Source organism: Klebsiella pneumoniae subsp. pneumoniae HS11286 (genome assembly GCF_000240185.1).
Lineage (GTDB): Bacteria > Pseudomonadota > Gammaproteobacteria > Enterobacterales > Enterobacteriaceae > Klebsiella > Klebsiella pneumoniae.
Genome location: NC_016845.1, coordinates 5,219,827 through 5,244,490, shown reverse-complemented (window position 1 = coordinate 5,244,490; position 24,664 = coordinate 5,219,827). Strand labels below are relative to the sequence as shown.

The 24,664-nt window shown below is 61.7% G+C and carries 25 protein-coding genes; 11 read left to right on the top strand and 14 right to left on the bottom strand.

The genetic code is table 11. From position 1 onward, the window contains the following. Positions 1-113: 113 nt before the first annotated feature. Positions 114-1,484: a putative general substrate transporter gene (locus tag KPHS_52220; protein YP_005229522.1), complete on the top strand. Its 1,371-nt coding sequence runs from the start codon at positions 114-116 to the stop codon at positions 1,482-1,484. A 13-nt stretch (positions 1,485-1,497) separates the two neighbouring features. Beyond that, the gene (locus KPHS_52210; protein YP_005229521.1) at positions 1,498-2,760 is read left to right on the top strand and encodes a protocatechuate 4,5-dioxygenase; all 1,263 of its coding nucleotides are present in this window, start codon (positions 1,498-1,500) and stop codon (positions 2,758-2,760) included. Here the strand turns inward: KPHS_52210 and KPHS_52200 are convergent. Beyond that, complete coding sequence (locus KPHS_52200) at positions 2,757-3,983, bottom strand: putative LysR-family transcriptional regulator (RefSeq protein ID YP_005229520.1); 1,227 nt, start codon at positions 3,981-3,983, stop codon at positions 2,757-2,759. The two genes, KPHS_52210 and KPHS_52200, sit on opposite strands and share 4 nt — an antisense overlap. Positions 3,984-4,110: 127 nt before the next feature. Here KPHS_52200 and KPHS_52190 point away from each other — a divergent pair, with 127 nt between their 5' ends. From KPHS_52190 to KPHS_52160, 4 genes are read left to right on the top strand one after another with little or no spacing between them, the layout of a single operon-like run. After that, entirely contained in the window at positions 4,111-4,851 is a 741-nt protein-coding gene (locus KPHS_52190) for a GlcNAc-PI de-N-acetylase (protein ID YP_005229519.1), read from the top strand. Next, on the top strand, positions 4,848-5,561 hold the full coding sequence (locus KPHS_52180; protein ID YP_005229518.1) for a 4-carboxy-4-hydroxy-2-oxoadipate aldolase/oxaloacetate decarboxylase: 714 nt from the start codon (positions 4,848-4,850) through the stop codon (positions 5,559-5,561). Before KPHS_52190 ends, KPHS_52180 begins: the two co-directional genes overlap by 4 nt. Positions 5,562-5,591: 30 nt before the next feature. Then, entirely contained in the window at positions 5,592-6,647 is a 1,056-nt protein-coding gene (locus tag KPHS_52170; RefSeq protein ID YP_005229517.1) for a 4-oxalomesaconate tautomerase, read from the top strand. 2 nt (positions 6,648-6,649) lie between these two features. Continuing rightward, on the top strand, positions 6,650-7,513 hold the full coding sequence (locus KPHS_52160) for a putative dehydrogenase (RefSeq protein ID YP_005229516.1): 864 nt from the start codon (positions 6,650-6,652) through the stop codon (positions 7,511-7,513). 3 nt (positions 7,514-7,516) lie between these two features. Here the strand turns inward: KPHS_52160 and KPHS_52150 are convergent, their stop codons facing one another. The 8 genes from KPHS_52150 to KPHS_52080 all read right to left on the bottom strand — a co-directional run bounded on the left by KPHS_52150 (position 7,517) and on the right by KPHS_52080 (position 18,197). Then, positions 7,517-7,792: a hypothetical protein gene (locus KPHS_52150; protein ID YP_005229515.1), complete on the bottom strand. Its 276-nt coding sequence runs from the start codon at positions 7,790-7,792 to the stop codon at positions 7,517-7,519. Positions 7,793-7,913: 121 nt separating this feature from the next. After that, entirely contained in the window at positions 7,914-8,852 is a 939-nt protein-coding gene (locus KPHS_52140) for an inner membrane transporter yicL (protein ID YP_005229514.1), read from the bottom strand. Positions 8,853-8,967: 115 nt separating this feature from the next. Beyond that, complete coding sequence (locus KPHS_52130) at positions 8,968-10,401, bottom strand: N-acetylmuramic acid phosphotransfer permease (protein ID YP_005229513.1); 1,434 nt, start codon at positions 10,399-10,401, stop codon at positions 8,968-8,970. A 24-nt stretch (positions 10,402-10,425) separates the two neighbouring features. Continuing rightward, positions 10,426-11,328, bottom strand: a complete 903-nt coding sequence (locus KPHS_52120; RefSeq protein YP_005229512.1) for an N-acetylmuramic acid 6-phosphate etherase — start codon at positions 11,326-11,328, stop codon at positions 10,426-10,428. A gap of 162 nt (positions 11,329-11,490) precedes the next feature. Beyond that, complete coding sequence (locus tag KPHS_52110; protein YP_005229511.1) at positions 11,491-12,654, bottom strand: putative general substrate transporter; 1,164 nt, start codon at positions 12,652-12,654, stop codon at positions 11,491-11,493. 45 nt (positions 12,655-12,699) lie between these two features. After that, on the bottom strand, positions 12,700-14,064 hold the full coding sequence (locus tag KPHS_52100) for a multidrug efflux transport outer membrane protein EefC (protein ID YP_005229510.1): 1,365 nt from the start codon (positions 14,062-14,064) through the stop codon (positions 12,700-12,702). A 3-nt stretch (positions 14,065-14,067) separates the two neighbouring features. Next, positions 14,068-17,175 carry a multidrug efflux permease EefB gene (locus KPHS_52090; protein ID YP_005229509.1) on the bottom strand — a complete coding sequence of 1,036 codons (3,108 nt, stop codon included), beginning with the start codon at positions 17,173-17,175 and terminating at the stop codon, positions 14,068-14,070. Beyond that, positions 17,175-18,197 carry a putative secretion protein gene (locus KPHS_52080; RefSeq protein YP_005229508.1) on the bottom strand — a complete coding sequence of 341 codons (1,023 nt, stop codon included), beginning with the start codon at positions 18,195-18,197 and terminating at the stop codon, positions 17,175-17,177. Before KPHS_52080 ends, KPHS_52090 begins: the two co-directional genes overlap by 1 nt. 308 nt (positions 18,198-18,505) lie before the next feature. Here KPHS_52080 and KPHS_52070 point away from each other — a divergent pair, with 308 nt between their 5' ends. Then, positions 18,506-18,628, top strand: a complete 123-nt coding sequence (locus KPHS_52070) for a hypothetical protein (RefSeq protein ID YP_005229507.1) — start codon at positions 18,506-18,508, stop codon at positions 18,626-18,628. Here KPHS_52070 and KPHS_52060 read toward each other — a convergent pair. After that, on the bottom strand, positions 18,588-18,704 hold the full coding sequence (locus KPHS_52060; protein YP_005229506.1) for a hypothetical protein: 117 nt from the start codon (positions 18,702-18,704) through the stop codon (positions 18,588-18,590). The two genes, KPHS_52070 and KPHS_52060, sit on opposite strands and share 41 nt — an antisense overlap. On the opposite strand from KPHS_52060, the gene KPHS_52050 reads away from it, so the two are divergent. Further along, on the top strand, positions 18,679-19,095 hold the full coding sequence (locus tag KPHS_52050; RefSeq protein YP_005229505.1) for a putative acetyltransferase: 417 nt from the start codon (positions 18,679-18,681) through the stop codon (positions 19,093-19,095). The two genes, KPHS_52060 and KPHS_52050, sit on opposite strands and share 26 nt — an antisense overlap. A gap of 185 nt (positions 19,096-19,280) precedes the next feature. Here the strand turns inward: KPHS_52050 and KPHS_52040 are convergent, their stop codons facing one another. After that, a complete protein-coding gene (locus KPHS_52040) occupies positions 19,281-19,400 on the bottom strand; it encodes a hypothetical protein (protein ID YP_005229504.1) in 120 nt (39 codons plus the stop codon). Positions 19,401-19,724: 324 nt separating this feature from the next. Further along, positions 19,725-20,372: a putative TetR family transcriptional regulator gene (locus KPHS_52030; protein ID YP_005229503.1), complete on the bottom strand. Its 648-nt coding sequence runs from the start codon at positions 20,370-20,372 to the stop codon at positions 19,725-19,727. Positions 20,373-20,452: 80 nt separating this feature from the next. Between KPHS_52030 and KPHS_52020 the strand changes: the two genes are divergently transcribed. Beyond that, positions 20,453-21,946 carry a multidrug resistance protein membrane translocase gene (locus tag KPHS_52020; protein YP_005229502.1) on the top strand — a complete coding sequence of 498 codons (1,494 nt, stop codon included), beginning with the start codon at positions 20,453-20,455 and terminating at the stop codon, positions 21,944-21,946. Here KPHS_52020 and KPHS_52010 read toward each other — a convergent pair. Beyond that, positions 21,943-22,914 carry a putative LysR-family transcriptional regulator gene (locus KPHS_52010; protein YP_005229501.1) on the bottom strand — a complete coding sequence of 324 codons (972 nt, stop codon included), beginning with the start codon at positions 22,912-22,914 and terminating at the stop codon, positions 21,943-21,945. The genes KPHS_52020 and KPHS_52010 overlap by 4 nt on opposite strands. Before the next feature lie 38 nt (positions 22,915-22,952). Between KPHS_52010 and KPHS_52000 the strand changes: the two genes are divergently transcribed. Together KPHS_52000 and KPHS_51990 are read left to right on the top strand one after the other, a co-directional pair. Then, positions 22,953-23,579 (top strand): putative enzyme with a phophatase-like domain, encoded by a 627-nt coding sequence (locus tag KPHS_52000; RefSeq protein ID YP_005229500.1) that lies wholly within the window; start codon positions 22,953-22,955, stop codon positions 23,577-23,579. Between the two features lie 2 nt (positions 23,580-23,581). Then, positions 23,582-24,052: a 50S ribosomal protein L21 gene (locus KPHS_51990; protein ID YP_005229499.1), complete on the top strand. Its 471-nt coding sequence runs from the start codon at positions 23,582-23,584 to the stop codon at positions 24,050-24,052. 20 nt (positions 24,053-24,072) lie between these two features. Here the strand turns inward: KPHS_51990 and KPHS_51980 are convergent, their stop codons facing one another. Beyond that, positions 24,073-24,609 (bottom strand): peroxidase-related enzyme, encoded by a 537-nt coding sequence (locus KPHS_51980; RefSeq protein YP_005229498.1) that lies wholly within the window; start codon positions 24,607-24,609, stop codon positions 24,073-24,075. Positions 24,610-24,664 lie beyond the last annotated feature (55 nt).

Sequence of the window (24,664 nt, the reverse complement as noted above, 5' to 3'; positions counted from 1 at the left end):
GCCGGATTTTCGAACCGGACAGCCTGCGTGACCTGCCTTAAGTTGAGTACGAAAGTTCCACTCAAAAAACACTAACCAGAACATTCGTACCGCCTGCTTGAGGAAGTCACCCTATGAATCACACGAACGTTGTCGATGTGAAAGCGTGGATAGATACCCGCCCGGTCTCGCGCTTTCAATGGAACGTGCTGCTGCTCTGTTTCATCATCATTATGCTGGATGGGTATGACGCCGCGGTGATGGGCTTTGTCGCCCCGGCGCTCATCGAAGACTGGGGCATCAGCCGGGCCGAAATGGGGCCGATTCTTGGGGCGGCCATGTTCGGCGTCGCCATTGGCGCCCTGGTAGCGGGTCCGCTTTCTGACCGCTACGGCCGAAAGCGAATTTTACTCTGGTCGGTGGCGCTGTTTGCGCTGTTCAGCCTGGCCGGCGCCGTGGCGCAAAGCCCGACGCAGTTGGCGCTGATGCGTTTTCTCACCGGCCTTGGCCTTGGCGCCGTAATGCCCAACTGCGTCACGCTGGTGGCGGAATATATGCCGGAGCGGCGTAAAGGGGTGATGATCACCCTGATGTACAGCGGTTTTAACGTGGGTTCCGGCCTCGGCGGCTTTATCGCCGCCGGTTTGTTATCGCATTACAGCTGGCACTCGGCGCTGGTTTTTGGCGGCGTGCTGCCGCTCGTGGTGCTCCCCTTTATGATCGTGATGTTGCCAGAGTCGGCGATGAACATGGTGGCGCGCCGACTACCGGGCGAGCAGATCGCCAGGGCGCTTAACCGGCTTGGGGGCCAGTTTACGGCTGAAACCGTTTTCCAGCTGAATGCGCCGCCCATCACGCGGAGCAGCAAAGTGGCGCAGCTGTTCCGGCATGGCTATGCCCGCGGCACGATAGCGCTGTGGTTAACCTATTTTATGGGGCTGTTCGTGATTTACCTGCTGAACGGCTGGCTGCCAACCATTCTCCGCTCCGGCGGCCTGTCGCTGCAGCAGGCGGCGATGATGACCGGCTTGTTCCAGCTCGGCGGCCCGCTGGGCGGGATCCTTGTCGGTATGCTGATGGATCGCGCTTCGGCGAAAGCCGTGATTGCGGCAACCTATTTCCTCGGCTGTCTGTGCCTGTTGTCCCAGGGGGTGATGGATTTCGGTTCGGCGGCGCTGTCGGTGCTGATTTTTATCAGCGGGATGTGCATTAACGGCGCGCAGAACGGTCTGCAGGCCTATTCGCCCGCCTATTATCAAACCGAGATCCGCGCTACCGGCGTCAGCTGGATGCATGGTATCGGCCGTACCGGGGCTATCCTCAGCTCCACGCTGGGCGGGATGCTGATGCTGGCCGTGCCGGGACACTCGTCGATCTTTTTGGTGCTTGCGCTGCCGGCCTGCCTGGCGGGGATCTGTATTTTGTTGCACCGTATGAATCACGCTAAGCCTCGACTCACAGAGGCAGAACTTGACGCTTTGTCATCCCCCCTCGAACACCGATAAGTGGAGTTATCTGATGGCTAACATTCTCGGCGGTATCGCCGTCTCTCATACCCCGACTATCGGCTTCGCGGTCGATCATCATAAACAGCAGGATCCGGCGTGGGCGCCGATCTTCCAGAGCTTCGAACCGCTGCAGCGCTGGCTGGAGGAGAAAAAACCGGATGCGCTGGTATACATCTTTAATGACCATGTGACCGCCTTTTTCTTCGATCACTATTCGACTTTTACGCTGGGAATCGATAGTCAATATGACGTTGCCGATGAGGGAGGCGGACCGCGCTGCCTGCCGCCGGTCCAGGGCAACGCGGCGCTCTCAAGGCACATTGGCGCCAGCCTGATGGCCGACGAGTTTGATATGTCGTTCTTTATGGATAAAAAGCTCGACCACGGCCTTTTCTCGCCGCTTTCGGCGCTGTTGCCCTGGGATGAAGCGCAGGGGTGGCCGACGGCGGTGATCCCGTTACAGATCGGCGTGCTGCAATTTCCGGTACCAAGCGCGCGCCGTTGTTACAAACTCGGCCAGGCGCTGCGCCGGGCGATTGAAAGCTTCCCGGAAGATATCAATGTGGCGATTGTCGCGACCGGCGGGCTCTCGCATCAGGTTCATGGCGAGCGCTGCGGATTTAATAATCCCGACTGGGATGCCCAGTTTGTTGATATGCTGGTTAATGACCCGGAAAAGCTTACCGAAATGACCCTTGGCGAATATGCCGAGCTGGGGGGGATGGAGGGGTCCGAAGTAATCATGTGGCTGGTGATGCGCGGCGCGCTATCAGCCAATGTCACCGAAACCTGGCGCGACTATTACCTGCCCTCGATGACCGGTATCGCCACGCTGATCCTTGAGAACAATGCGCGCCTGCCCCCCGTCGATACCCTGACGCGCCATCGCCAGCATATGGCGCAGCAGCTGGCCGGGGTGGAGAAACTGCCGGGAACCTATCCTTTTACCCACGAGCGCAGCCTGAATGGCTTGCGGCTTAACCGTTTCCTGCATCGGCTGATTGAGCCTGCCTGGCGTGAACGTTTTCTGCAGTCGCCTCAGTCGCTTTATGCCGAAGCCGGACTGAGTGAGGAGGAACAGCAGTTGCTCAACGCGCGCGACTGGCGGGGATTAATTCAATATGGCGCCAGCTTCTTCCTGCTGGAGAAAATGGGCGCGGTGGTCGGCGTATCCAACCTGCATATTTACGCCGCGATGCGCGGGCAGACGCTGGAGGCGTTTCAGCAAACGCGCAACCAGCAGGTAACCTATTCGGTGGCGGGTAAACGTTAAACGGCCCCGTCCTGAACCTGCTGATAAATAAAACGCAACAGCGCCTGCGTCGCCGGGGAGGGCAGGCTGCCGGCGCGAAACGTCAGCCCGATACGCCGGGTGGTATCGGGCAGGGGAACCGGCAACACGCTGAGCAGCCCATTGTCAGTTTCAAAACGCATCTGGCTGGCGGAGACCGCCGCCAGCATGTCGGAGCCCTGCAGCAATCCTCGCACCATCGCCGCATCCCCGGTCTCCACCGTCGGCTGGGGCAGCGGCAGCCCCAGGGTGACAAACGCCTTATCCAGCAAATTGCGCGCCGGCGCGTTGGCGCGCGGCAGCACCCATTGCGCTGTCGCCAGCTGGCTGCGCGGGTCCGGATGGCGCAGCAGCGGGTGGTTATTACGCAGTAAAATCAACATATCCTCTTCGAATAACGCTTCGCTACAGAGGTCCGGAAGATCTTCATCCTGGCGCAGGGCGCCGATAATAAAATCGATATTACCTGCCCGCATATCGGCGACCAGCGACTCATACGGGCTTTCATTGGTCATGAGGGTGATGCCCGGGTGCTGGGCCAGAAAGGCGGCGATGGCGGAGGGCAGTAGCCGGGTCCGGCTCAGCGGCAGGGCGCCAATGCGCACGGTGCCCTCCAGCACCCCGCGACGGGCAGCGAGATCGCTCCAGATGTTTTCCAGCTCGTTGAGCGCTCTGCTCACCGGGGGATAGAGTAGCTCCGCGGCAGGCGTGGGACGCACCCCCTCTGGCGTCCGGCGAAATAGCGCCGAATCCGCTCCTTTTTCCAGGACCTTAAGCGCGGCACTGACCGCCGGCTGAGTGATCCCCAACTGTTGCGCGACGGTTTGGGTATGGTTGACGTGATAGAGCTGAATAAAAATGGCTAAGCGGCGGGTATTGAACAGCCAGCCGGCGTCCGCCAGCGGGCCGCTGCTGCGGGTATGGTGCTTCTGCAGCAGCGCCGGAATGGCCTGCAGGTCGTCAATCGCCCGCCGGGCGCGCGGCAGGATGCACTTACCATACTCGGTGGGCACCATGCCGCTGTAATGGCGTTCGAACAGCGTGACGTTCAACGCGGCTTCAAGATCGCGAATAGCCCGGGTTATCGCTGACTGCGTGCGGAATAAGTCATCGGCCGCGCGTGAGACGCTACCGCGCAGCGCGACCTGACAGAAAAAGCGCAGCTGCATGATATTTATAATTTTATCGTGCTTTCTCTTTAGCATTGTTCGTCAGGCCTGAAAAAGTGAGTGAGACGACAACATAAATAAAAATCATAGCCTTCGCAAGTTAACGAATTACCTCCCCACGACGGGACATGACAAGCTGAAAAAAACAACAGAGGAAGCCATCATGTCTCATCCGGTTAGCGAAAAAAGTGCCCTTGTCGTCAGCGCCCACTCGGCCGATTTCGTCTGGCGCGCGGGCGGTGCGATAGCGCTGCATGCCCTGCAGGGCTATCAGGTCCATGTGGTCTGTTTATCCTTTGGCGAGCGCGGCGAGTCCGCCAAACTGTGGCGTAAAGGCAACATGACCGAGGAGGCGGTGAAGCAGGTGCGTCGCGAAGAGGCGCAGGCCGCCGCCGCGATCCTGGGCGCCAGCGTCGAATTCTTTGATATCGGTGACTATCCGCTGCGCGCCGATAAAGAGACGCTATTTCGTCTGGCGGATGTGTATCGCCGTATCCAGCCCCACTTTGTCCTGACGCACTCCCTGCACGATCCCTATAACTACGATCATCCGCTGGCCTCCCATCTGGCGCAGGAAGCACGGATTATCGCCCAGGCAGAGGGCTATCGCCCCGGTGAGAAAATTGTCGCTGCTCCCCCGGTTTACTGTTTCGAACCGCACCAGCCGGAGCAGTGCAACTGGAAACCCGATGTGTTACTGGACATCACCGCCGTCTGGGAGAAAAAGTATCAGGCCATTCAGTGCATGCAGGGTCAGGAGCATCTGTGGGAATACTACACCCGCGTGGCGCTGCAGCGCGGGGTGCAGGCCAAGCGCAATATCGGCATCACGGCCGCGCGCGATATCGTTCACGGCGAAGCCTTCCAGAGCATCTTCCCCCGCGTAACGGAGAACCTGGCATGAACCTGATAAATAAAAAAGGCCTTGTGATCCGCCATCTGCCGCGTCATGACGAGGCGGTTTTGCGCCGCTGTGAGGCGGCCGGGGTGGCGACGCTCCATGAAGCCTGGGATCGTCAGGGGCTGATGGGGCCGGCAATCCGTCCGATTCAGCAGGGCGTCAGCCGGGCGGGCAACGCGGTAACCGTGCTGGTGACGCCTGGCGACAACTGGATGTTTCATGTGGCGGTCGAGCAGTGCCGCGCCGGCGATATTCTGGTGGTGGCCCCGACCTCGCCGTGCGGCGATGGCTTCTTCGGCGATCTACTGGCGACGTCTCTCCAATCGCGCGGCGTGGTCGGGCTGGTGGGCGATATCGGCATTCGTGATTCGCAAACGTTGCGGGAAATGGGATTCGCCGTCTGGTCCCGTCAGGTTTATGCCCAGGGGACGGTGAAAGAGAGCCTCGGTTCGGTTAACGTCCCGGTGATATGCGCAGGTCAGCTTGTACAGCCGGGCGATGTCGTAGTGGCCGACGACGATGGCGTCGTGGTGCTGCCTCACGCCCGGGTCCGTGATGTGCTCCATAAAGCGGAAGCCCGCATGAGCAATGAGCTTGCGAAGCGTGAGCGGATGCGCAATGGCGAGCTGGGGCTGGATATTTACGCTATGCGTCCGCGTCTGGCGGAAAAGGGCCTGCGGTATTACGACCGCGCAGACGAGGTGGAGGAATAAATGGCGCAACGCGGAATCCCCTGTCTATGGATGCGTGGCGGCACCTCTAAAGCGGCCTGTTTTCTGGCCGACGATCTGCCTGCCGATCCGGTGCGACGTGATGCGGTGCTGCTGGCGGTGATGGGCTCGCCTGATCCCCGGCAAATTGACGGGATCGGCGGCGCCGATCCGCTGACCAGCAAAGTGGCGATTATCCGCCGCTCCGCACGGCCTGACGCCGATGTGGACTATCTGTTTGCCCAGGTGAACGTGGCGGCGGCTACCGTGGATTATGGCCAAAACTGCGGCAATATTCTCGCCGCCGTTGGCCCTTTCGCCATCGAGCGCGGTCTGGTTCGCTACGATGCGCCGCTCACTCGGGTGCGTATTTTTATGGAGAACACGGGGCAACTGGCGGTGGCAGAGATCCCCTGCGATGCCGACGGGGTCGACTACGTCGGCGAGAGTCGTATCGATGGCGTGCCGGGCAGCGCCAGCCCGATCCTGCTCCATTTTCTTGATGTCGCCGGCTCCAGCTGCGGGGCCCTGCTGCCGACCGGCCGGGTTCGTGATCGTTTTGACGGCGTCGAGGTGACCTGCATCGATAACGGTATGCCGGTGATCCTGCTGCGCGCGTGCGACCTCGGTTGCACCGGCTATGAGACGCGCGAACAGCTGGATAATGACGACGCGCTTAAACGTCGCCTGGAGTCGATTCGCCTGCAGGCCGGGCCGCTGATGCAGCTTGGCGACGTCAGCCAGCGCACGGTGCCCAAGATGACCCTGATCGCCGAGCCGCGACACGGCGGCGCCATCAGCAGCCGCACCTTTATCCCCCACCGCTGCCACGCGTCGATCGGCGTATTTGGCGCGGTGAGCGTGGCCAGCGCTTGTCTGCTCCCCGGCTCTGTCGCGCAGGGCCTGGCGCAGGTAGCGCCAGGCGATACGCCGCTGCTCAGCGTCGAGCATCCGACAGGCGAATTTAGCGTGACGCTTCAGCTTGATGCTGACGGCGCCCTGGCTGGCTGCGGCCTGTTACGCACAGCGCGACTGCTGTTTGCTGGCGAGGTTTTTATTCCGGCCCGCGTCTGGCCGCGTGAGGAGTGATGATGACAATCGCGTTTATTGGTTTTGGCGAGGCGGGTGGCATTCTGGCGGCGGATCTGGCCCGTGAGCATGCGGTGACCATGTGGGATTGCAAGCTCAATGGCCCGGAGCGAGAGGCAATGCTCAGGAAAGCCCGTGATTCGCGCGTTCAGGTGGGAAATTCGCTGGCGCAGGCGCTGGAGGGGGCCACGCTGGTTTTTTCTACTGTGACCGCCGGTGAGGCGCTAAAGGTGGCGCAGCAGGCGGCCGCGCTGCTGCAGCCGGGACAATATTTCCTCGATCTCAACTCCGTGGCGCCGGAGACGAAACGGCAGGCGGCTGAACATTTTCTGCCGGGCGCCTACATCGATGTCGCGGTGATGGCGCCGGTACCGCCGGCCCGATTGCAGACACCGTTATTGATCGGCGGGCCGCAGGCGGAGGCGATCGCGCCGCGTCTGCAGGGGCTGGGGCTGAATGCCCGCTATGGCGCCAGTACGGTGGGCCAGGTGTCGGCGATAAAAATGTGCCGTAGCGTGATGATCAAAGGTCTTGAAGCGCTTACCACAGAATGCCTGTTCGCGGCTCGTGAATACGGCGTTGAGGAGGAGGTGCTTAGCTCCTTGCATCATAGTTTCCCCTCTCTGGGCTGGACAGGCGCGTTCCCCGACTATCTGATCAGCCGGGTGGCGGAACATGGCATTCGGCGCAGCGAAGAGATGGAAGAGGTGGTGAAAACCCTGCGTGACGTGGGGAGCGCCGGGATAATGAGCGAGGCGATCGCGAAAAGCCAGCGCCAGCTGCCGGAGCAGATGGCCGCCCGTAGCCTGAGCTACAGGCAGCTTACGCCGTTTGACTGGAAAACGCTGGTCGCGAGGCTGAAATAACCGCTATTTGGCCGGACAGACGATTTTGTCGATTGCGGCTTGGTAGCTTTTCTGGTTATTGCGCTCCTTCGCCAGCGTTGCTTCGCGGACCGCGTTCTTGTTACCGTCGGTCGCCAGCACTTTATTGGCAAAATCGTTGTCGCTGAGGTGGCTTGCTGGCGCGCATTTTTCCTTCACCGCTTTGAGCACCTGCTGTTTTTGCTGCTCGAACTGCAGGCTTTGCAGCGGTGATTCGGCCCACGCCGACGTGGCGCTCAGGGCGGTGACCAGGCATACCATCCAACATGCTTTCATCAGGCTTCTCCTTCCGTAATCGCTTCCGTCAACTATATGCGCAGGCGGGAAAACACGCAAATAGTGGTCAGTTTAACTTATTGAAAATGCGCTTTTTATCGCCTGCTCAGGCGGCTCTCACCCGCCGCCGCGAGTCGATGGCGATCAGCACCACCGACGCGAGGATCAGCAGAGTGCCCAGCCAGTCCGGCAGCGTGAAGGTGATCCCCAGCAGCAGGAGCGACAGCAGGGCGCTGCTCAGCGGTTCGGCGCAGCTTAGGATCCCGGCCTTTGCGCCGCCAATCTTCTGCGCGCCGTTGAGATAGAGGCTGAAGGTCAGCGAAGTACCGATCACCACCAGGTAGAAAAAAGCTAACAGCAGGCTGCCGTTAACCACAAAATCGGTGCCCTGGCCGCCGTAAAACGGCAATAGCATCGCGCCGCCGAACAGCATGCTCCAGCCGACGATGGGCAGCGTCCCGTAGCGGGCAATCAGCGTTGAAGGATAGGTGGTATAAAAGGCGGCGGCAAACGCCGAGGCGATCCCCCAGAACAGCGCCGCCGGCGAAATCGACAGCGTCGTTGGGTTGCCGTGGGTCACCAGCAGAAAGGTGCCCGCCAGCGAGGTGCAGATAGCCCCCAGCACCAGCGGAGTGGGACGCGCTTTGCGGGCGAGGGCGAACCAGGCGACGATGATCGTCGGCGACAGAAACTGCAGCACCGTGGCCGTGGCGGCATTGGACTTTTCAATGGTCATCAGAAAGGTGAACTGCACGGTTAGCGCGCCAAACAGCGAGAAAAACAGCAGGCTGAGGGCGTCGCGGCGGTTTTGCAGCACGCGGAAAATGCGGTCGCCGTGAACAAAGCCGAGCATCAGCAGGATCAGCCCGGCGAACAGCAGACGCGTCATGGTCAGAAACGGCGACGACATCTGGCTTTCCTGCATAATAAATTGCGCACACACCCCGGAACTGCCCCACAGCACGGCGGCAATCAGTACGTTCAGCATCCCTTTTTTGCTGGAGCCCATCTTTTCCTCAAGCGAAATATGACAAAGGGGAATCATAGCATGCGCGCGCCCGGGCGGCGGGGCAGGAAATGGTAGTCGGGCGCGGCGGCGTAACTATTTTGCAGGCCCGGTAAGGCGAAGCCGCCGCCGGGCATTAACCGATAGTCGCGTTCTAGCTTAAATCGACATTTTTACTGCCGAACAGCCAGGTGAGGACAAAACCGCACAGGTAGGAGACCGCCAGCCCGCCGGCGTAGACCGCCATCCCGGCGTAAATTCCGCTGCCGGAGGTCATCAGCGGCAGCGCCACCAGACCGGACGGACCGAACACCGTGTTCAGGCCGACCGGCAGCCCCAGCCAGGCGATCAGTCCGACGAAGAACCCGCCGCAGGCGCCGCCGAGGCAGGCGGTGACAAACGGCTTCATCCGCGGCAGGGTGACGCCGTAGATCAGCGGCTCGCCAATCCCGAGGAAGCCCGGAATAATCGCCCCTTTAATCTGGGTTCGCAGCAGCGAATCGCGCTTCGCCCGCCAGAACAGCGCCAGCGCCGCCCCCACCTGCCCGGCCCCGGCCATCGCCAGGATCGGGAACAGCGAGTTAAAGCCCTGGGCGTCCACCAGCGCAAAATAGACCGGGACAAACCCCTGATGGACGCCGAACATCACCGCCAGCAGGAACAGGCCGGCCAGCACCGCCGAGCCAAACGGGTTGCCGTTAAGATGCAGGAACAGCCACGACATGCCGGTAAACAACCAGCCGCCAATCGGCATGATCACCGTAAAGGTCACCGCGCCCATGATCAGCAGCGTCACCGCCGAAGTGAGGATCATATCGAGGTTGGCCGGCATCACCCGCCGCACCTGGCGTTCAACCCACGCGCCAAGGATAGCGGCGATCAGTACGCCGATGATATTGCCGCGCGGATCGATGCCATGGCCGAAGAAGGTGGAAATGCCGGCGTAGAAGCCGCTGGTTGCCTCCGGGTTGTAGCCCAGCACGAACAGCGAGGCGATAATCGCGCCGTTCACGCCGGAGCCGCCGAACGCCTTCTGCGCGTTATAGCCAATCAGGATACTCAGAAAGGTGAACATCCCTTTGCTGAAGACCTTCATATAGCCAATCAGCGCCACCAGGCTGGCGTTCGGATGGGCGTTCTCCAGTACGAAAACCTGTTCCGCCAGGGTGGCGAAGCCCAGCAGCAGCCCAACGGCGATAAAGCCGGGGATCAGCGGCGTAAAGATGGTGGCGAATTTGGCGAGAAACTTCTGCACCGCGCTGGTCTGCTTGCCCTTCAGCGCCTGCTTTTTCTCCGCCGCGACGTCGGCCAGCGTCGGCGCGGCGGCGGGCGCTGCCTCCAGCAGGCCGTTCATCATTTCGGCGGCGGTTTGCGCCTTGCCGGGGCCGAGCACCACCTGGAACTGCTCGTCGCTGACGATCACCCCCATCACGCCGTCAATCTGGCGGATGGCGGCGCTGTCGGCCAGACTTTCATCGCGCAGGGTCAAGCGCAGGCGCGTCATGCAGTTGCCCGCCTGCGCGACGTTTGCGGCGCCGCCCACGTGGGCGAGGATCCGCGCTATCATCTCTTTCGTTATTTTTGCCATTGCCCGTTACCTGTCTGTCGGCGCTCAGGTGTTGCTGAGCGCCTTGCGGATATAGCCGTTGTTTTTCGCCAGCAGCGACTGCGCCTCTGCGGCGCTTAAGTCCGCCAGCACCATCACGATCGCCGTTTTACAGTGGCGGCCGCAGGCCTCCAGCGCCTTCTGGGCGGTGGCGCGATCGCAGTCGGTAGCCTCCATCACGATAGAGACCTGGCGCTCAATCAGCTTGGCGTTGGTCGCTTCGACGTCGACCATCAGGTTGCTGTACACCTTGCCGACGCGGATCATCGCCCCGGTGGAGATCATGTTCAGCACCAGCTTCTGCGCGGTGCCGGCTTTCAGGCGGGTAGAGCCAGTGACCACTTCCGGGCCGACCACCGGGGTGATCGCCACGTCCGCCAGCTGGGCCATTTCGCCATGCGGGTTACAGCTGACGATGGCGACAAAGGCATTCTGACTATGGGCGTATTCCATGGCGCCAATGACGTACGGCGTGCGTCCGCTGGCCGCCAGCCCCACCAGCACATCGCGGTTGCTGAAGTTCAGGTTCTGCAGATCCATCGCCCCCTGCGCTTTGTTGTCTTCCACGTTTTCCACGGCGCTGAGAATCGCTTTATGTCCGCCGGCGATGATCCCCACCACCTGCTCCGGGCGGGTGCCGAAGGTCGGTGGGCATTCGCTGGCATCGAGGATCCCCAGACGCCCTGAGGTACCCGCGCCAATGTAAATCAAGCGGCCACCGGCCTGCAGCGCTGCCGCGACCTTATCCACCACCTCGGCAATCTGCGGCAGATAGGGCGTTATCGCCTGGGCTACCTGCTGGTCTTCCTGGTTTATCACCGTCAGCATCTCGAGGGTGGAGAGGGTGTCAATGTTGGCGCTGTTGGCGTTACGTCGCTCGGTCAGCAGTTTGCTCAGGTCGATACTCATAGAAACCTCGTTATTCTCAGTGGCGCGCAGTATAAGGAATTATTTATTCCTTGCCTGTGAAGAGTATCACGATTAGTACGTGGAGAATAATAGGAGAATGGTAGGTATGGCGGGAAATAGTGCGGTAATAAATCTGGAATATTTTATTACCGCAGCAGGAGATTAGCGTGCGTCGCGCGGTTTGCTGAGGCCCAGCAGCAGCGCCAGCAGGTAGCAGATGGCCATCGCGAGGCTCATTTTCAGCATTGTTTCGCCGCCGAGACCCGCCAGCGGCGCGGCGATGCCGCCGAAGACAAACATCAGGGTGCCCATCAGCGCGGACGCGGTCCCGGACTGCGCGGCGTCGACCGCGCTCATCGCCTCCGCGCCGGCGACGGTGCTGATGCCGCTCATCAGCGACACGGTAAAGAACAGGCCGACCAGCGCCAGCACCGGCAGATGCAGCCAGGCAAACAGCAGCATGATCGCCGCACAGCTCACCGCCAGCGTCAGGCCGCCGCGCAGCAGGCTTTCGGCGCTAAAGCGGCGCGCCAGACGGGAAAAGATCATCGCGGCGATGATCAGCCCGATACCGTTCAGACCGAACAGCAGACTGAACTGCATGGCGCTCATGCCGTATTCGCTCTGCATCACGAAGGAAGAAGAGCCGATGTAGGAGAACAGCCCGGCCATCATAAAGGCCTGGATCAGGCAGAAGCGCAGAAAGCGGCGATTTTTCAGCACCGGCTGGCCGGGCCGTTGGCGGCTGGCATGCGCCGCTGTGGCCGGGCGCGTTTCCCGCAGGATCGCCAGGCTCATCACCAGCAGCACGCCGCCAATGGCGGCCATCGTCCAGAAGAGAATTCGCCAGTCGAAGGCGGTGATAACGTAGCCGCCCAGCACCGGGGACAGCACCGGCGCAATGCCGTTCACGGTCATCAGCAGGGCGAAAAACTGGGTCAGCAGGGTGCCCTGGTATTTATCGCGGGCGATGGATCGCGACAGCACCGAGCCGCCGGCGCCGGCAAAGCCTTGTAAAAAGCGCCAGACAATCAGCATGTTGATATCGCGGGTCAGGGCGCACATCGCCGAAGAGAAGATAAACAGCAGCAGAGACAGCGCCAGCGGTTTCAGGCGGCCAATGCGGTCGCTCAGCGGGCCGAAAAACAGCTGACCCAGGCCGAGACCAATCAGCGCGGCGGTCAACGACAGCTGGGTCTGGGTGCTGGTGGCCTGCAGCTGCTGAGTGATCTCCGGCAGCGCCGGCAGATAAAAATCCGTGCACAGCGGGCCGATACCCGACAGCAGGCCGAGGATCAGCGCCCAGGAGAGGGAAACACGTGCCATAACGATTCCTTGTAGAGGCCGGGCTCGGTCGCCCGGCGGGTAAGTTTAACTGGCGCCGCCGCCCAGCGACTGCCAGAGGGTGATCCGGTTATTGAGGTCGGTCTGCTGCAGGGACAGCAGCGTCGTTTTCGCCGACCACAGCGTGCGCTGAGCGGTGAGCACCGACAGATAATCGCCGACCCCGGCCTGATAGCTCTTCATGGCGATATCCAGCGATGTCTGCTCGGCGGCGACATACTGCCGCTGAGCATCAAGCTCTTCGCTCAGCGTTTCCCGGCGCGCCAGCGCATCGGCAACGTCCTTAAACGCGCTCTGAATCGATTTCTCGTAGGTGGCGATCAGCCCCTTTTTCTCCGCTTCCGCATAGCGCAGCTGCGACAGGTTGCTGCCGCCGGTGAACAGCGGCAGGCTGATGGAGGGGGCGAACGACCACACCTGCATCCCGTGGCTGAACAGCGACGACAGCGAGTCGCTGCCGACCCCGGCGCTGGCGGTCAGGGAAATCGACGGGAAGAAGTTCGCCCGCGCCGCGCCGATATCGGCATTGGCGCTCTTCAAATTGTGCTCCGCTTCCTGAATGTCCGGCCGACGCAGCAGCACCGACGACGACACGCCCGCCGGCACCAGCGCGATGCTGTTATCCCCGAGACTCTCGAGAGTGCCGGGCAGCAGGCTCTCCGGCACGGTTTCCCCCGCCAGCAGGTTAATGGCGTTTTTATCCTGCGCCACCAGCGTGCGATAGCTGGTGACGCTGGCGCGCGCCTGCTGATAGACGCTTTCCGCCGAGCTTACATCGCCGGCTGAGGCGGTGCCAACCGCCATCTGGCGGGCGACGATGTTGCGCGAGTTTGCCGCGCTGTCCATGGTCTGCTGCGCCAGCGCCAGATTGCTGTTATCCGTCGCCAGCGTCACCCAGGCGGTGGTCAAATCGGCAATCATCGTCAGCCGGGTATTCTGCGCGGTGAATTCGCTGGCAAGCCAGGTTTCGCGCGCCGCGCGCGACAGGCTCTGGTTCTTGCCGAACAAGTCCAGTTCGAAGCTGGAGACCGCGCCGTCGGCCTGCGAAGCGGAACTCAGGCCGCTGGCCACCGTTTTGCTGCGGGTGTGGCTCAGTTCGGCATCAACGGTGGGAAACAGCGATGCCCGCGTTTCGCCATACTGGGCGCGCGCGGCCTCGATATCGGCCAGCGCCTTTTGCACATCGCGGTTGCTGTTAAGCGCGATGCTGACCACTTTTTTCAGCCGCGCGTCATTGACCACTTTCTGCCAGTCGCCGACCACCGCCGTCGATTCGCCGTGCGCCCCGGGCAGGGTGGCCGGCACCGGCGCGGCCGGGCGATCATAATGCGGGTCAAGCGAGACGCAGCCCGCGGTCAGGAGCGCGATAAACATAAAACTTAAACGAAACATACCTTACTCCTGAGAAGGACGTTGGCGGGTGAAGAGACGTTTCACCAGCACGAAGAACAGCGGTACGAAGAACACCGCCAGCAGGGTGGCCGTCAGGGTGCCGCCGATAATCCCGGTGCCGATCGCCACGCGGCTGTTGGCTCCGGCGCCGGTGGCGATGGCCAGCGGCAGCACCCCGGCGATAAACGCCAGCGAGGTCATGACAATCGGGCGCAGACGAGTCTGCGCGGCGCGGATCGCCGCCCGGGAGAGCGAATACCCCTCATCCACGGCGGATTCAGCGAACTCCACGATCAGGATGGCGTTTTTCGACGACAGGCCGATGGTGGTCAGCAGCGCCACCTGGAAGTAGACGTCGTTGCTTAAGCCGCGCAGCGTCGCCGCCAGCGCCGCGCCAAGCAGGCCGAGCGGGATGACCATGATCACCGAGAACGGCACCGACCAGCTCTCATACAGCGCCGCCAGGCACAGGAACACCACCAGAATCGAGATGGCGTACAGGCTCATCGCCTGGCCGCTGGCCAGCTTTTCCTGCAGCGAAATGCCGCTCCACGCCCAGGTGGAGCCCGCCGGCAGGCTGTCGGCCAGCTTTTCCATCTTGTCCATCGCCGCGCCGGAGCTGAAGCCGGCGGCGTTTTCGCCCTGGATCTCAAAGGCGGCGGAGCCGTTGTAGCGCACCAGGCTTTCCGGGCCGTATTGCCAGTGGGTGGTGGCGAAGGCGGAGAACGGCGTCATGCTGTTATCGCTGCCGCGAACGAACCATTTGCCGAGGTCCGACGGCACCGCGCGCGCGTCGCTTTCGCCCTGGATATAGACCTTCTTCACCCGGCCGCGATCGATAAAGTCATTCACGTAGGTACCGCCCCAGGCGCTGGAGAGCGTATCGGTCACGTCGCTCAGCGACAGCCCCAGCGAGACGGCTTTGTTGTTATCGATATCCACCTGCAGCTGCGGCATCTGCGGCAGGTCGTTAGCGCGCACCGACTGCAGTTCGCTGCTCTGGTTGGCCGCCGCCAGCAGCTGGCTGCGCAGCTTCATCAGGCTGTCACGGTCGGTACCGCCGCTGGCCATCAGTTCGAAGGTGAAGCCGTTGCTCTGCCCGAGACCGTCTACCGACGGCGGGGTCATGGCGAAGAGGGTGGCGTCGCGGATCGTCCCCAGCTCTTTGGTGGCGCGCAGGGCGATGGCCTGGGCGGTGTTGTCGTCCCCTTTGCGCTGCGACCAGTTTTTCAGCGACACGAAGGCCATCCCGGCGTTCTGCCCGCTGCCGCTAAAGCTGAAGCCGTCGACGGTGAAAATGACATCGGTATTGGCTTTCTCTTTGGTGAGGAACCAGTCGGTCACCTGGCGGCGCACCTCGGCGGTACGCACCGCCGTCGCCCCGGCGGGCAGGGTGTACTGGACCATGATCTCCCCCTGGTCCTCCACCGGCAGGAAGCTGCCCGGCAGCTTCCACATCGCCAGCGCCATCGCCCCGCAAATCAGCGCGTAAGCGCCCATCATCACTGCGCCCCGGCGCAGGCCGCCGAGCACCCGGCGCTGGTAGCCTGCCTCCGTGCGCCCCCACAGGCGGTTAAAGGCGCCGAAGAACCCTTTGGTGTGCGGTTTGGAGTGGCTGAGCAGCGCGCCGCACAGCGCCGGGGTGAGGGTCAGCGCTACCACCACCGACAGCATCATCGCCGAGATAATGGTTACCGAGAACTGGCGATAGATGACCCCGGTCGAACCGCCGAAGAAGGCCATCGGCAGGAACACCGCCGACAGCACCAGGGCAATCGCCACCAGCGCGCCGGAGATTTCGCCCATCGATTTTTCGGTGGCTTCGCGAGCGGGGAGCCCTTCGTCGCGCATAATGCGCTCCACGTTCTCCACCACCACGATGGCGTCATCCACCAGCAGGCCGATCGCTAGCACCATGGCGAACAGCGTCAGGGTGTTAATCGAGTAGCCGAACAGCGCCAGCACGCCGAAGGTGCCAAGCAGCACCACCGGCACCGCCACCGCCGGAATGAGCGTCGCGCGGAAGTTCTGCAGGAACAGATACATCACGCAGACGACGAGGATAATCGCTTCGAACAGGGTCTGAATCACGTCCTCGACCGAGATTTTGATGAACTCGGTGCTGTCCTTCGGATAGGCAATATCGTAACCCTGCGGCATCTGACGCTGGAATTCGGCGATTTTGCTTTTCACCAGCGTCGCGGTGTCCAGCGCGTTGGCGCCGGGGGCCATCATCACCGCGATCCCGGCGGCCGGGTGGCCGTTCAGATTGGCGGTGGCGGTGTAATCCTCGCTACCCATCTCCACCCGCGCGACATCGCTCAGGCGCACCACCGAGCCGTCGGCCTGGCTTTTCACGATGATCGCTTTGAACTGGTCAGGGGTTTGCAGCCGGGACTGCGCGCGCACGGTGGCGGTTAATTGCTGGGCATTGGACGACGGTAGCGCGCCGATTTTACCGGCGGAAACCTGCACGTTCTGCGCCTCAATCGCCGACTGAACGTCGGAAGGCATCAGCGAGTAGGAGGCGAGTTTGGTCGGGTCCATCCAGACGCGCATCGCGTATTCGGCGCCGAATACCTGCAGGCTGCCGACGCCCTCCACGCGCGCCAGCGGGTCCTGCATATTGCTGACCAGCCAGTCGGAGATATCGGAGCTGGTGGCGCGGTTGGTTTTGTCATACACCGCGAGGATCAGCAGAAAGCTGCTCTGCGATTTTTCCACCGTTACGCCGGACTGCTGGACTTCGCTCGGCAGCCGCGATTCCGCCTGCTGCACTTTGTTTTGCACCTGCACCTGGGCGGTGTCCGGGTCGGTCCCCTGCTCAAAGGTGACGGTGATGCTGACCGAGCCGTCGGAGCTGCTGGTGGAGCTGAAGTAGAGCAGATGGTCGAGGCCGGTGAGCTGCTGCTCGATGACCTGGGTGACGCTGTTCTCCAGGGTTTCGGCGGACGCCCCGGTATAGGTGGCGGAGATTTTCACCGCCGGCGGGGCGACGTCCGGGTACTGGCCTACCGGCAGCGTGCGGATCGCCAGCACCCCGGCGAGCATAATCAGAATGGCGATCACCCAGGCAAAGACCGGGCGACGCACGAAGAAACGGGAGAACATCAGGCGTTGCCTCCGTTATTGTTGACGGCGACGGCCTTCACTGTCTGTCCGGGGGCCACTTTACCGGTGCCTTCGACAATCAGCTTGTCGCCCGCTTTCAGGCCGCTCAGCACCAGCCATTTATCGCCGTAGGTGTCGCCGGTTTCCACGGTACGCTGCTCAACTTTGTTGGCGGCATCGACCACCAGCGCCGTGGCGTCGCCTTTGGCATCGCGGGTGATCCCCTGCTGCGGGGCGAGGATCGCGTCGTTCATGATGCCTTCATCGATGCGCGCGCGGACGAACATCCCCGGCAGCAGGACGTGCTGCGGGTTGGGGAAGATAGCGCGCAGGGTCACCGAGCCGGTAGATTCATCGACGGCGACTTCGGTGAGCGCCAGACGCCCTTTTTCGGGATAGGTACTGCCATCTTCCAGGGTTAACGTCACGCTGAGGGTGTCGCTGTTGCTGGCCAGGCTTTGCTTGCGTAAACGCAGGAGATCGACGCTGGATCGCGTCAGATCAACATACATGGTGTCGAGCCCGCGGATCGTCGCCAGCGCGGTATCCTGATCGGCGGAGACCAGCGCCCCCGGCGTAACCGACGAGATGCCGATGCGCCCGGCAATCGGCGCGGTGACGGTGGTCCAGTTCAGGTTAATGCGCGCGCTCTCCAGCGCCGCTTTCTTCGATTCCACGCTGGCCTTGTCCTGGGCGCAGGTGGAGGCGGCGTCGTCAGCATCCTGGCGGGAAACGCCGTTATCCCTGACCAGCGACGCGTAGCGCTGGGCCTTCTGGCAATCGGAGGCCACCAGCGCCTGGGCCTGTTTCAGCGCCGCCGCCGCTTCGTTCCAGGTCGCGCGATAGCTGGAGGGATCGATCTGGTAAAGGGCCTGCCCGGCCTTCACCATATCGCCTTCGGTAAACAGGCGTTTCTGGATGATGCCGCCCACCTGCGGGCGAACTTCGGCGCTGAGCGAGGCGGTGGTGCGGCCGGTGAGCTGGCTGACTACCGGCACCGGCTGGCTTTGCAGGGTGACCACGCCCACTTCCGGCGTGGGTTGCTGCGGAGCAGATGTCTGCGCATTATCGCATCCGCTAAGGAGAAATAATGCTGTCGCGATGGGAGCTATGATGTATTTCATTATATTTTCTCAAGATATAAGACGTCCGCCCCGTTTATTTAAAAACGAGGGAATAGGTTGGGCGCTGAGGCATTTTCGGGTGAGCGAAAATGACAAAAAAGGAACACAGATGTTCCTGAACGTGATTGTTATTGTGTCTCCGCTGAAGCCAACCTCTTCGGTCTTCAGGAGGTGAAAAGCGCATCTCCTCTGGTTTTGTGGTGAGAATGATCATTCTCATTTTTCCCCATTATACGATCCGTCGCGATAATGGAAAGGTTTTTTTGCTTACTTTTAGAACGCAAAAAATTAAGGCAAATAATCATGGAGAAAATAAGAATATTTTGTGAAAGTGGAGAGGGAAAATAACCATTCGGCAGCGCGATACTGGAGATAGTTAATGACACTAATCATTACAAAAAGCATTAATCCCAACGATCAACAAGAATTATTTTCCGGTCTGCGGCAGTATAATCAGCAGTATCTCGATGCGGCGCAGTTTGGCGATCTGGGGATTTACTCGCGCGATGCGCAAGGGGTAATGCAGGGCGGGCTGATTGCCAAACGCAAGGGCAACTGGCTGTGCATTGAGTATCTGTGGGTTAGCGAGACGACGCGCGGGCGCGGGCTGGGGAGCGAACTGATGCAGGAGGCGGAACAGCAGGCGCAGGCGCAAGGCTGCAGCCATCTGCTGGTGGATACCTTTAGCTTCCAGGCGCTGCCGTTTTATCAGAAATTAGGCTATCAGCTGCAGATGTCGCTGCCCGACTTCCCGCACGCAGGCATGCAGCGCCACTATTTGTCGAAGGCGCTGTAACGATCCTGGTATCCCCGGGCGGTCAGGTACCGCACCTGTGGTTGTGCCGGATGGCGGCATAAATGCCTTATCCGGCCTACACAGTCCTCCCGTAGTTTCGCCCCACCCAGGACCGGCAAGCGCAGCGCCGCCGGGCAGGATATCAGGCACGGCACCTGTATTCTTGCCGGGTGGCGGCTGTTGCCTTACCCGTCCTGGGGGTCGTGCGACCAGTTGTTGATATACCCACTTGCGCGACTGAAACTGCCGGTGCTGGCGGCCTCAAAATCGCTGAGACGTTCCCGGAAGGCCGGGGCAGCCCGCATGGATGCGGGCTGAGGGCCGTGTTTTGCACGGACGCTGCCTCGGCCCGACCCGAAGCCTGCAGGGATAAGTCGAAGGGACCGCGTAGCGGCGATTTTGCTGGCCGGAGCCCGGGGGTACAGGGGGCGGCGGCGACTGGCCGCCCCCTGTGCGCTCCCTGCGCCATAAGAGACATAGCGCAGAAGAAATATCGGGAGCGCAATCTGCCGGGAATTAACATAGAAGTTGTAGCCCTGCTAAGCGTAGCGCGAGCAGGGAAAATCCCGGATGGCGGCGCGTGGCGCCTTATCCGGGCTACAAAAGCATTTGCCGGGCGGCGGCTGCGCTTAACCCCCGACGCCGTGGCCCATCAACGCCAGCGCGTGGCTGACGATGGTCTGGCGGTTGACCGCCTGTAAACGCGGATCGCTGTGGATGCGCGAAAACGGCACCAGCACCAGGCTAATCACCGTGGTAAACAGCAGCTCCGGCGCCAGCGCCGGATTGATCTTGCCTTCCTGCTGCCAGCGACGCACCGTCCCCAGCATCACCTGAAAACGCTCCTCGCCGAAGCGGGCATCCATATGCTGGCGCAGAATCGGCATCTCGCCGATGATCTCCTGCATCCACAGCGGCGCGAACCAGGCGTTTTTCTCCGCCATATGCCCCAGCGTCTCGACCATCATCGTCAGCGCCAGCACCGGGTCCTGTGGATGATCGACAAAGATGCGGCTGATGTGATTGCGCAGCGGCATAAAGCGCTCCTCAATCAGCTGAGTCACCAGCGCATCCCGCGAGCTGAAGTAGTAATGCAGCATCGCCGGCGTCACCCCGGCCTCTTTGGCGATGGCGTTCAACGATACGCGGCCCGCCCCGTCGCGGGCAAACAGCGTCAGGGCGATGTCCATCAACTGTTCGCGGTTGGCGGTACCCGGTTTTTTACCGCGCGGCCGACCCGGGCGGCGGGGAGCATCCTGATCCTTTTGTGCTGTCATGATATGGCGATCTCTTGACCCGACTCATTCTTTCACTAAATATTAATTATGCATTTAATTAATTTCAAGCGAGCGTTGCAATGACTTCTCAAGTTGCTAACCCACCGGTGCAGTCGATACGCCTGCTGTTCAGCGCATTGCTGCTGGTGATGCTGCTTTCAGCGCTGGATCAGACCATTGTCTCCACCGCGCTGCCGACGATTGTCGGCGAACTGGGCGGGCTGGACAAGCTTTCCTGGGTGGTCACCGCCTATATCCTCAGCTCCACCATCGCGGTGCCGCTGTACGGTAAATTTGGCGATCTGTTCGGCCGCAAAATTGTGCTGCAGGTGGCGATTGGGCTGTTTCTCGTCGGCTCCGCGCTCTGCGGGCTGGCGCAGAATATGACCCAGCTGGTGCTGATGCGCGGCCTGCAGGGGCTCGGCGGCGGCGGCCTGATGGTGATCAGCATGGCGGCGGTCGCCGACGTCATCCCGCCCGCCAACCGCGGCCGCTATCAGGGGCTGTTCGGCGGCGTTTTCGGCCTGGCGACGGTGATCGGCCCGCTGATCGGCGGTTTTCTGGTGCAGCACGCCTCCTGGCGCTGGATCTTCTATATCAACCTGCCGCTCGGCCTGTTCGCGCTGCTGGTGATCGGCGCGGTATTCCACAGCAGCAATAAACGCAGCCAGCATCAGATTGACTGGCTGGGGGCGATTTATCTCAGCATGGCGCTGCTGTGCATCATCCTGTTTACCTCGGAAGGAGGCAGCGTCCATGCGTGGAATGACCCGCAGCTGTGGTGCATTCTGGCCTTCGGCATCGTGGGGATCATCGGCTTTATTTACGAAGAACGGATGGCCGCCGAGCCGATTATTCCGCTGGCGCTGTTCCGCAACCGCAGCTTCCTACTGTGCAGCCTGATCGGCTTCGTCATCGGCATGTCGCTGTTCGGGTCAGTCACCTTCCTGCCGCTCTATCTGCAGGTGGTGAAGGAGGCGACGCCCACCGAAGCCGGGCTGCAGCTGATCCCTCTGATGGGCGGCCTGCTGCTGACCTCGATTATCAGCGGGCGGATTATCAGCCGTACCGGTAAATATCGCCTGTTTCCGATCCTCGGCACCCTGCTCGGCGTGACCGGCATGGTACTGCTGACCCGCATCACCATTCACTCGCCGCTGTGGCAGCTGTACCTGTTTACCGGCGTGCTGGGAGCGGGTCTGGGGCTGGTGATGCAGGTGCTGGTCCTGGCGGTGCAGAATGCGATGCCGGCGCAGATGTACGGCGTCGCCACCTCCGGCGCGACCCTGTTCCGCTCGATTGGCGGCTCCATCGGCGTGGCGCTGTTTGGCGCGGTGTTCACGCACGTGCTGCAGAGCAACCTGCAACAACTGCTGCCGGAAGGCGCGGTGCTGCCGCCGGGAATGAATCCGGTGGCGGTCCAGCACCTGCCCGCGGATATCCGCCTCGACTACCTCGACGCCTTCGGCGCGGCGATCCACGCGGCGTTTCTGATGGCGGCCGGCATTATGGCGGTGGCGTTTGTCCTCTCATGGCTGTTAAAGGAGGCGCCGCTGAAGACCGCGACGCATTAAGCGGCCCCGGCGATGCGCAGCAGTGCCTGACGCAGCGCCGGTGCGGCAAAATCGATAAATTTGCGCAGCTTAAGCGGCGCCAGATCCCGAGCGGTATACAGCAAATGGACCGGCGCCGGATCCGGCTCGACGTTTTCCAGCAGCAGACGGAGCTCCCCGTGGCGCAGGCCATCCAGCGCCTGATAATGCAGTAAGCGGGCCACCCCCACCCCCAGCCGCGCGGCATCGGCGGCGCTCTCCGGCGTGGTAACGGATAGCACCGGCGGCAGGTTAATCAGCTGGTCCTCGCGCTCAGCGGCGCGAAAGCGCCAGCCGCGATAGGGCATCGGCGATTCAATGCGGATGATCGGCAGCGCCGCCAGATCGCGCGGCCGCTGCGGCTCGCCGTATTTCGCCAGCAGCGCCGGATGGGCGCAGGCCACAATCCGCATGGTGCCGAGGCGGGTGGCCACCATGCTGCTGTCCGCCAGGTCGCCAATCCGCACCGCCAGATCGACATGGTCGCTCACCAGGTCGGCATTGCGATCGCTGAGCAGCAAACGGACGCGAATTAGCGGGTAGCGGGCGATAAATTCACTGATTACCGGAAGAACGTGCTGGCGTCCAAACATCGTCGGCGCGGAGATCACCAGCTCGCCCTTCGGTTCCTGATATTCGCCCGTCGCCTGGCGTTCGGCGTTTTCCACCTCCTCAAGGATCCGCCGCGCGGCGGCAACATAATCGACCCCGGCGTCGGTGAGCGTCAGTTTGCGGGTGGTTCGCGCCAGCAGGCGTACGCCCAGCGCGCTCTCCAGTTCGCCAATATGGCGGCTGACGGTGGTCAACGGCATATTCAGCGCCCGCGCCGCCGCCGACATGCTCCCCAGCTCGGTCACTTTCACCAACAGCGCCATCGCGCTTAATCGATCCATTATTCTCCCGTTTTGCGGAAAGATGATTGCCACTTTACCCGTATTATCATTCTTCACAGTACAGTCCATGATGGCGCCAGACAACAGGAGGCGCTATGGCAGCAACCTTTCTCGATATCGCTATCACCCCGGACGTGATGGATGTGCAGCATGAAATGGGCAGCGACTCGCTGTGGCAAACGCCGCGCAGTCGCCGCCAGGCCGACCGCTTCGGCGACAGCGAAGCGGGGATGATCGCCACCCGCGACAGCTTTTATCTGGCGACGGTGTCGCAGAGCGGCTGGCCCTACATTCAGCATCGCGGCGGCCCGCCGGGGTTTCTGCATCTGCTGGATGACACCACCCTGGCGATGGCCGATTTCGGTGGTAACCGCCAGTACATTACTACCGGCAATCTGCGCGGCAGCGACCGGGCCTGCCTGTTTTTGATGGATTATCCGCGCCGTGCCAGGCTGAAAATCTACGCCACCGTCGAGGTCCTGGCGGCAGAGGACCACCCGCAGCTGCTGGCGCAGGTGGCGCCGGCCAACTATCGCGCCCGCATTGAACGTCTGTTTCTTTTTCATTTGCAGGCGTTTGACTGGAACTGCCCGCAGCACATTACGCCGCGCTACAGCGCGCAGCAGGTGGCGGAGTACAGCCAGAACCTGCAGCAACGTATTCATGACCTGGAGCAGGAGAATCAGCGCCTGCAGCAGCAATTAGCCCGTAGAGGAGAGTAAGCATGACCGAACAACGTCCTCCGTTACCGCCGTTTACCCGCGACAGCGCTATCCAGAAGGTCCGCGCCGCGGAAGATGGCTGGAACAGCCGCGATGCGGAAAAAGTCGCCCTGGCCTACACCGTGGATAGCGAATGGCGCAACCGCAGCGAATTTGTCCACGGTCGGGGGCAAATTGTTGAGTTCCTGCAGCGAAAATGGCGCAAGGAGCAGCAATACCGGCTGATTAAGGAGCTGTGGGCATGGCAGGAGAATCGCATTGCCGTGCGCTTCGCCTATGAGTGGTGCGACGACAGCGGCAACTGGTTTCGCTCGTATGGCAATGAGAACTGGGAGTTTGATAAGCATGGACTGATGCAGACGCGCTACGCCTGCATCAACGATCTGCCAATTAGCGAAAGCGAGCGCCTGTTCCACTGGCCGCAGGGGCGCCGCCCGGACGATCATCCGGGGCTCAGCGATCTGGGGCTGTAAAACCGGCGCTGCGCGACGGATTAATCGGCTTTCGGGAAGTCGACTACCGTGTCGTTAACCCGGTTCACCATGTTGGTGAACAGGATGGCGCTGATGGCGCTGATAATCTCAATCACCTGCTGGTCGCTAAAACCGGCGTTGCGCAGCGCGGCGACGTCGGCTTCCGGCAGCGTACCGGTGGTGGTCACCAGGGTCTGCGCGAATTTCACCAGCGCATCAAGCTGCGTCTCTTCCGCATACTCCCCGCGGCGCAGGGCGTGGATCTGCTCGCTGCTGAAGCCAGCTTTTTTCGCCATCAGGGTGTGCGCGGCCAGGCAGTAGTCACAGCCGGTGGCTTCGCTGACCGACAGATTAATCGCTTCCAGCTGCTGGGCGCTGAGGCTGCCTTTATGGAGCATCGCATTGTGCGCCAGCGCCTGCTGCAGCGCCGCCGGCGAGTGGCCGCCGATGGTCAGGTAGGCGTTCGGCACTTTGCCCATCGCTTTTTTGATCCCGGCGAAAATATCGGCGGCTTTGCCGGTGGCGTCTTGTTCACGGATATCTGCTAAACGGCTCATGGTTAACTCCTGTTGTTATCGAGGGTGTGTTGGCAATGGGGTCATCTTAGGCGCT

Coding starts and splice junctions, on each gene's coding strand:
- KPHS_52220 (YP_005229522.1), top strand. CDS start 114: ATGAATCACACGAACGTTGTCGATGTGAAAGCGTGGATAGATACCCGC.
- KPHS_52210 (YP_005229521.1), top strand. CDS start 1,498: ATGGCTAACATTCTCGGCGGTATCGCCGTCTCTCATACCCCGACTATC.
- KPHS_52200 (YP_005229520.1), bottom strand. CDS start 3,983: ATGCTAAAGAGAAAGCACGATAAAATTATAAATATCATGCAGCTGCGC.
- KPHS_52190 (YP_005229519.1), top strand. CDS start 4,111: ATGTCTCATCCGGTTAGCGAAAAAAGTGCCCTTGTCGTCAGCGCCCAC.
- KPHS_52180 (YP_005229518.1), top strand. CDS start 4,848: ATGAACCTGATAAATAAAAAAGGCCTTGTGATCCGCCATCTGCCGCGT.
- KPHS_52170 (YP_005229517.1), top strand. CDS start 5,592: ATGCGTGGCGGCACCTCTAAAGCGGCCTGTTTTCTGGCCGACGATCTG.
- KPHS_52160 (YP_005229516.1), top strand. CDS start 6,650: ATGACAATCGCGTTTATTGGTTTTGGCGAGGCGGGTGGCATTCTGGCG.
- KPHS_52150 (YP_005229515.1), bottom strand. CDS start 7,792: ATGGTATGCCTGGTCACCGCCCTGAGCGCCACGTCGGCGTGGGCCGAA.
- KPHS_52140 (YP_005229514.1), bottom strand. CDS start 8,852: ATGATTCCCCTTTGTCATATTTCGCTTGAGGAAAAGATGGGCTCCAGC.
- KPHS_52130 (YP_005229513.1), bottom strand. CDS start 10,401: ATGGCAAAAATAACGAAAGAGATGATAGCGCGGATCCTCGCCCACGTG.
- KPHS_52120 (YP_005229512.1), bottom strand. CDS start 11,328: ATGAGTATCGACCTGAGCAAACTGCTGACCGAGCGACGTAACGCCAAC.
- KPHS_52110 (YP_005229511.1), bottom strand. CDS start 12,654: ATGGCACGTGTTTCCCTCTCCTGGGCGCTGATCCTCGGCCTGCTGTCG.
- KPHS_52100 (YP_005229510.1), bottom strand. CDS start 14,064: ATGTTTCGTTTAAGTTTTATGTTTATCGCGCTCCTGACCGCGGGCTGC.
- KPHS_52090 (YP_005229509.1), bottom strand. CDS start 17,175: ATGTTCTCCCGTTTCTTCGTGCGTCGCCCGGTCTTTGCCTGGGTGATC.
- KPHS_52070 (YP_005229507.1), top strand. CDS start 18,506: ATGATCATTCTCATTTTTCCCCATTATACGATCCGTCGCGATAATGGA.
- KPHS_52050 (YP_005229505.1), top strand. CDS start 18,679: ATGACACTAATCATTACAAAAAGCATTAATCCCAACGATCAACAAGAA.
- KPHS_52060 (YP_005229506.1), bottom strand. CDS start 18,704: ATGCTTTTTGTAATGATTAGTGTCATTAACTATCTCCAGTATCGCGCT.
- KPHS_52040 (YP_005229504.1), bottom strand. CDS start 19,400: ATGCGGGCTGCCCCGGCCTTCCGGGAACGTCTCAGCGATTTTGAGGCC.
- KPHS_52030 (YP_005229503.1), bottom strand. CDS start 20,372: ATGACAGCACAAAAGGATCAGGATGCTCCCCGCCGCCCGGGTCGGCCG.
- KPHS_52020 (YP_005229502.1), top strand. CDS start 20,453: ATGACTTCTCAAGTTGCTAACCCACCGGTGCAGTCGATACGCCTGCTG.
- KPHS_52000 (YP_005229500.1), top strand. CDS start 22,953: ATGGCAGCAACCTTTCTCGATATCGCTATCACCCCGGACGTGATGGAT.
- KPHS_51990 (YP_005229499.1), top strand. CDS start 23,582: ATGACCGAACAACGTCCTCCGTTACCGCCGTTTACCCGCGACAGCGCT.
- KPHS_51980 (YP_005229498.1), bottom strand. CDS start 24,609: ATGAGCCGTTTAGCAGATATCCGTGAACAAGACGCCACCGGCAAAGCC.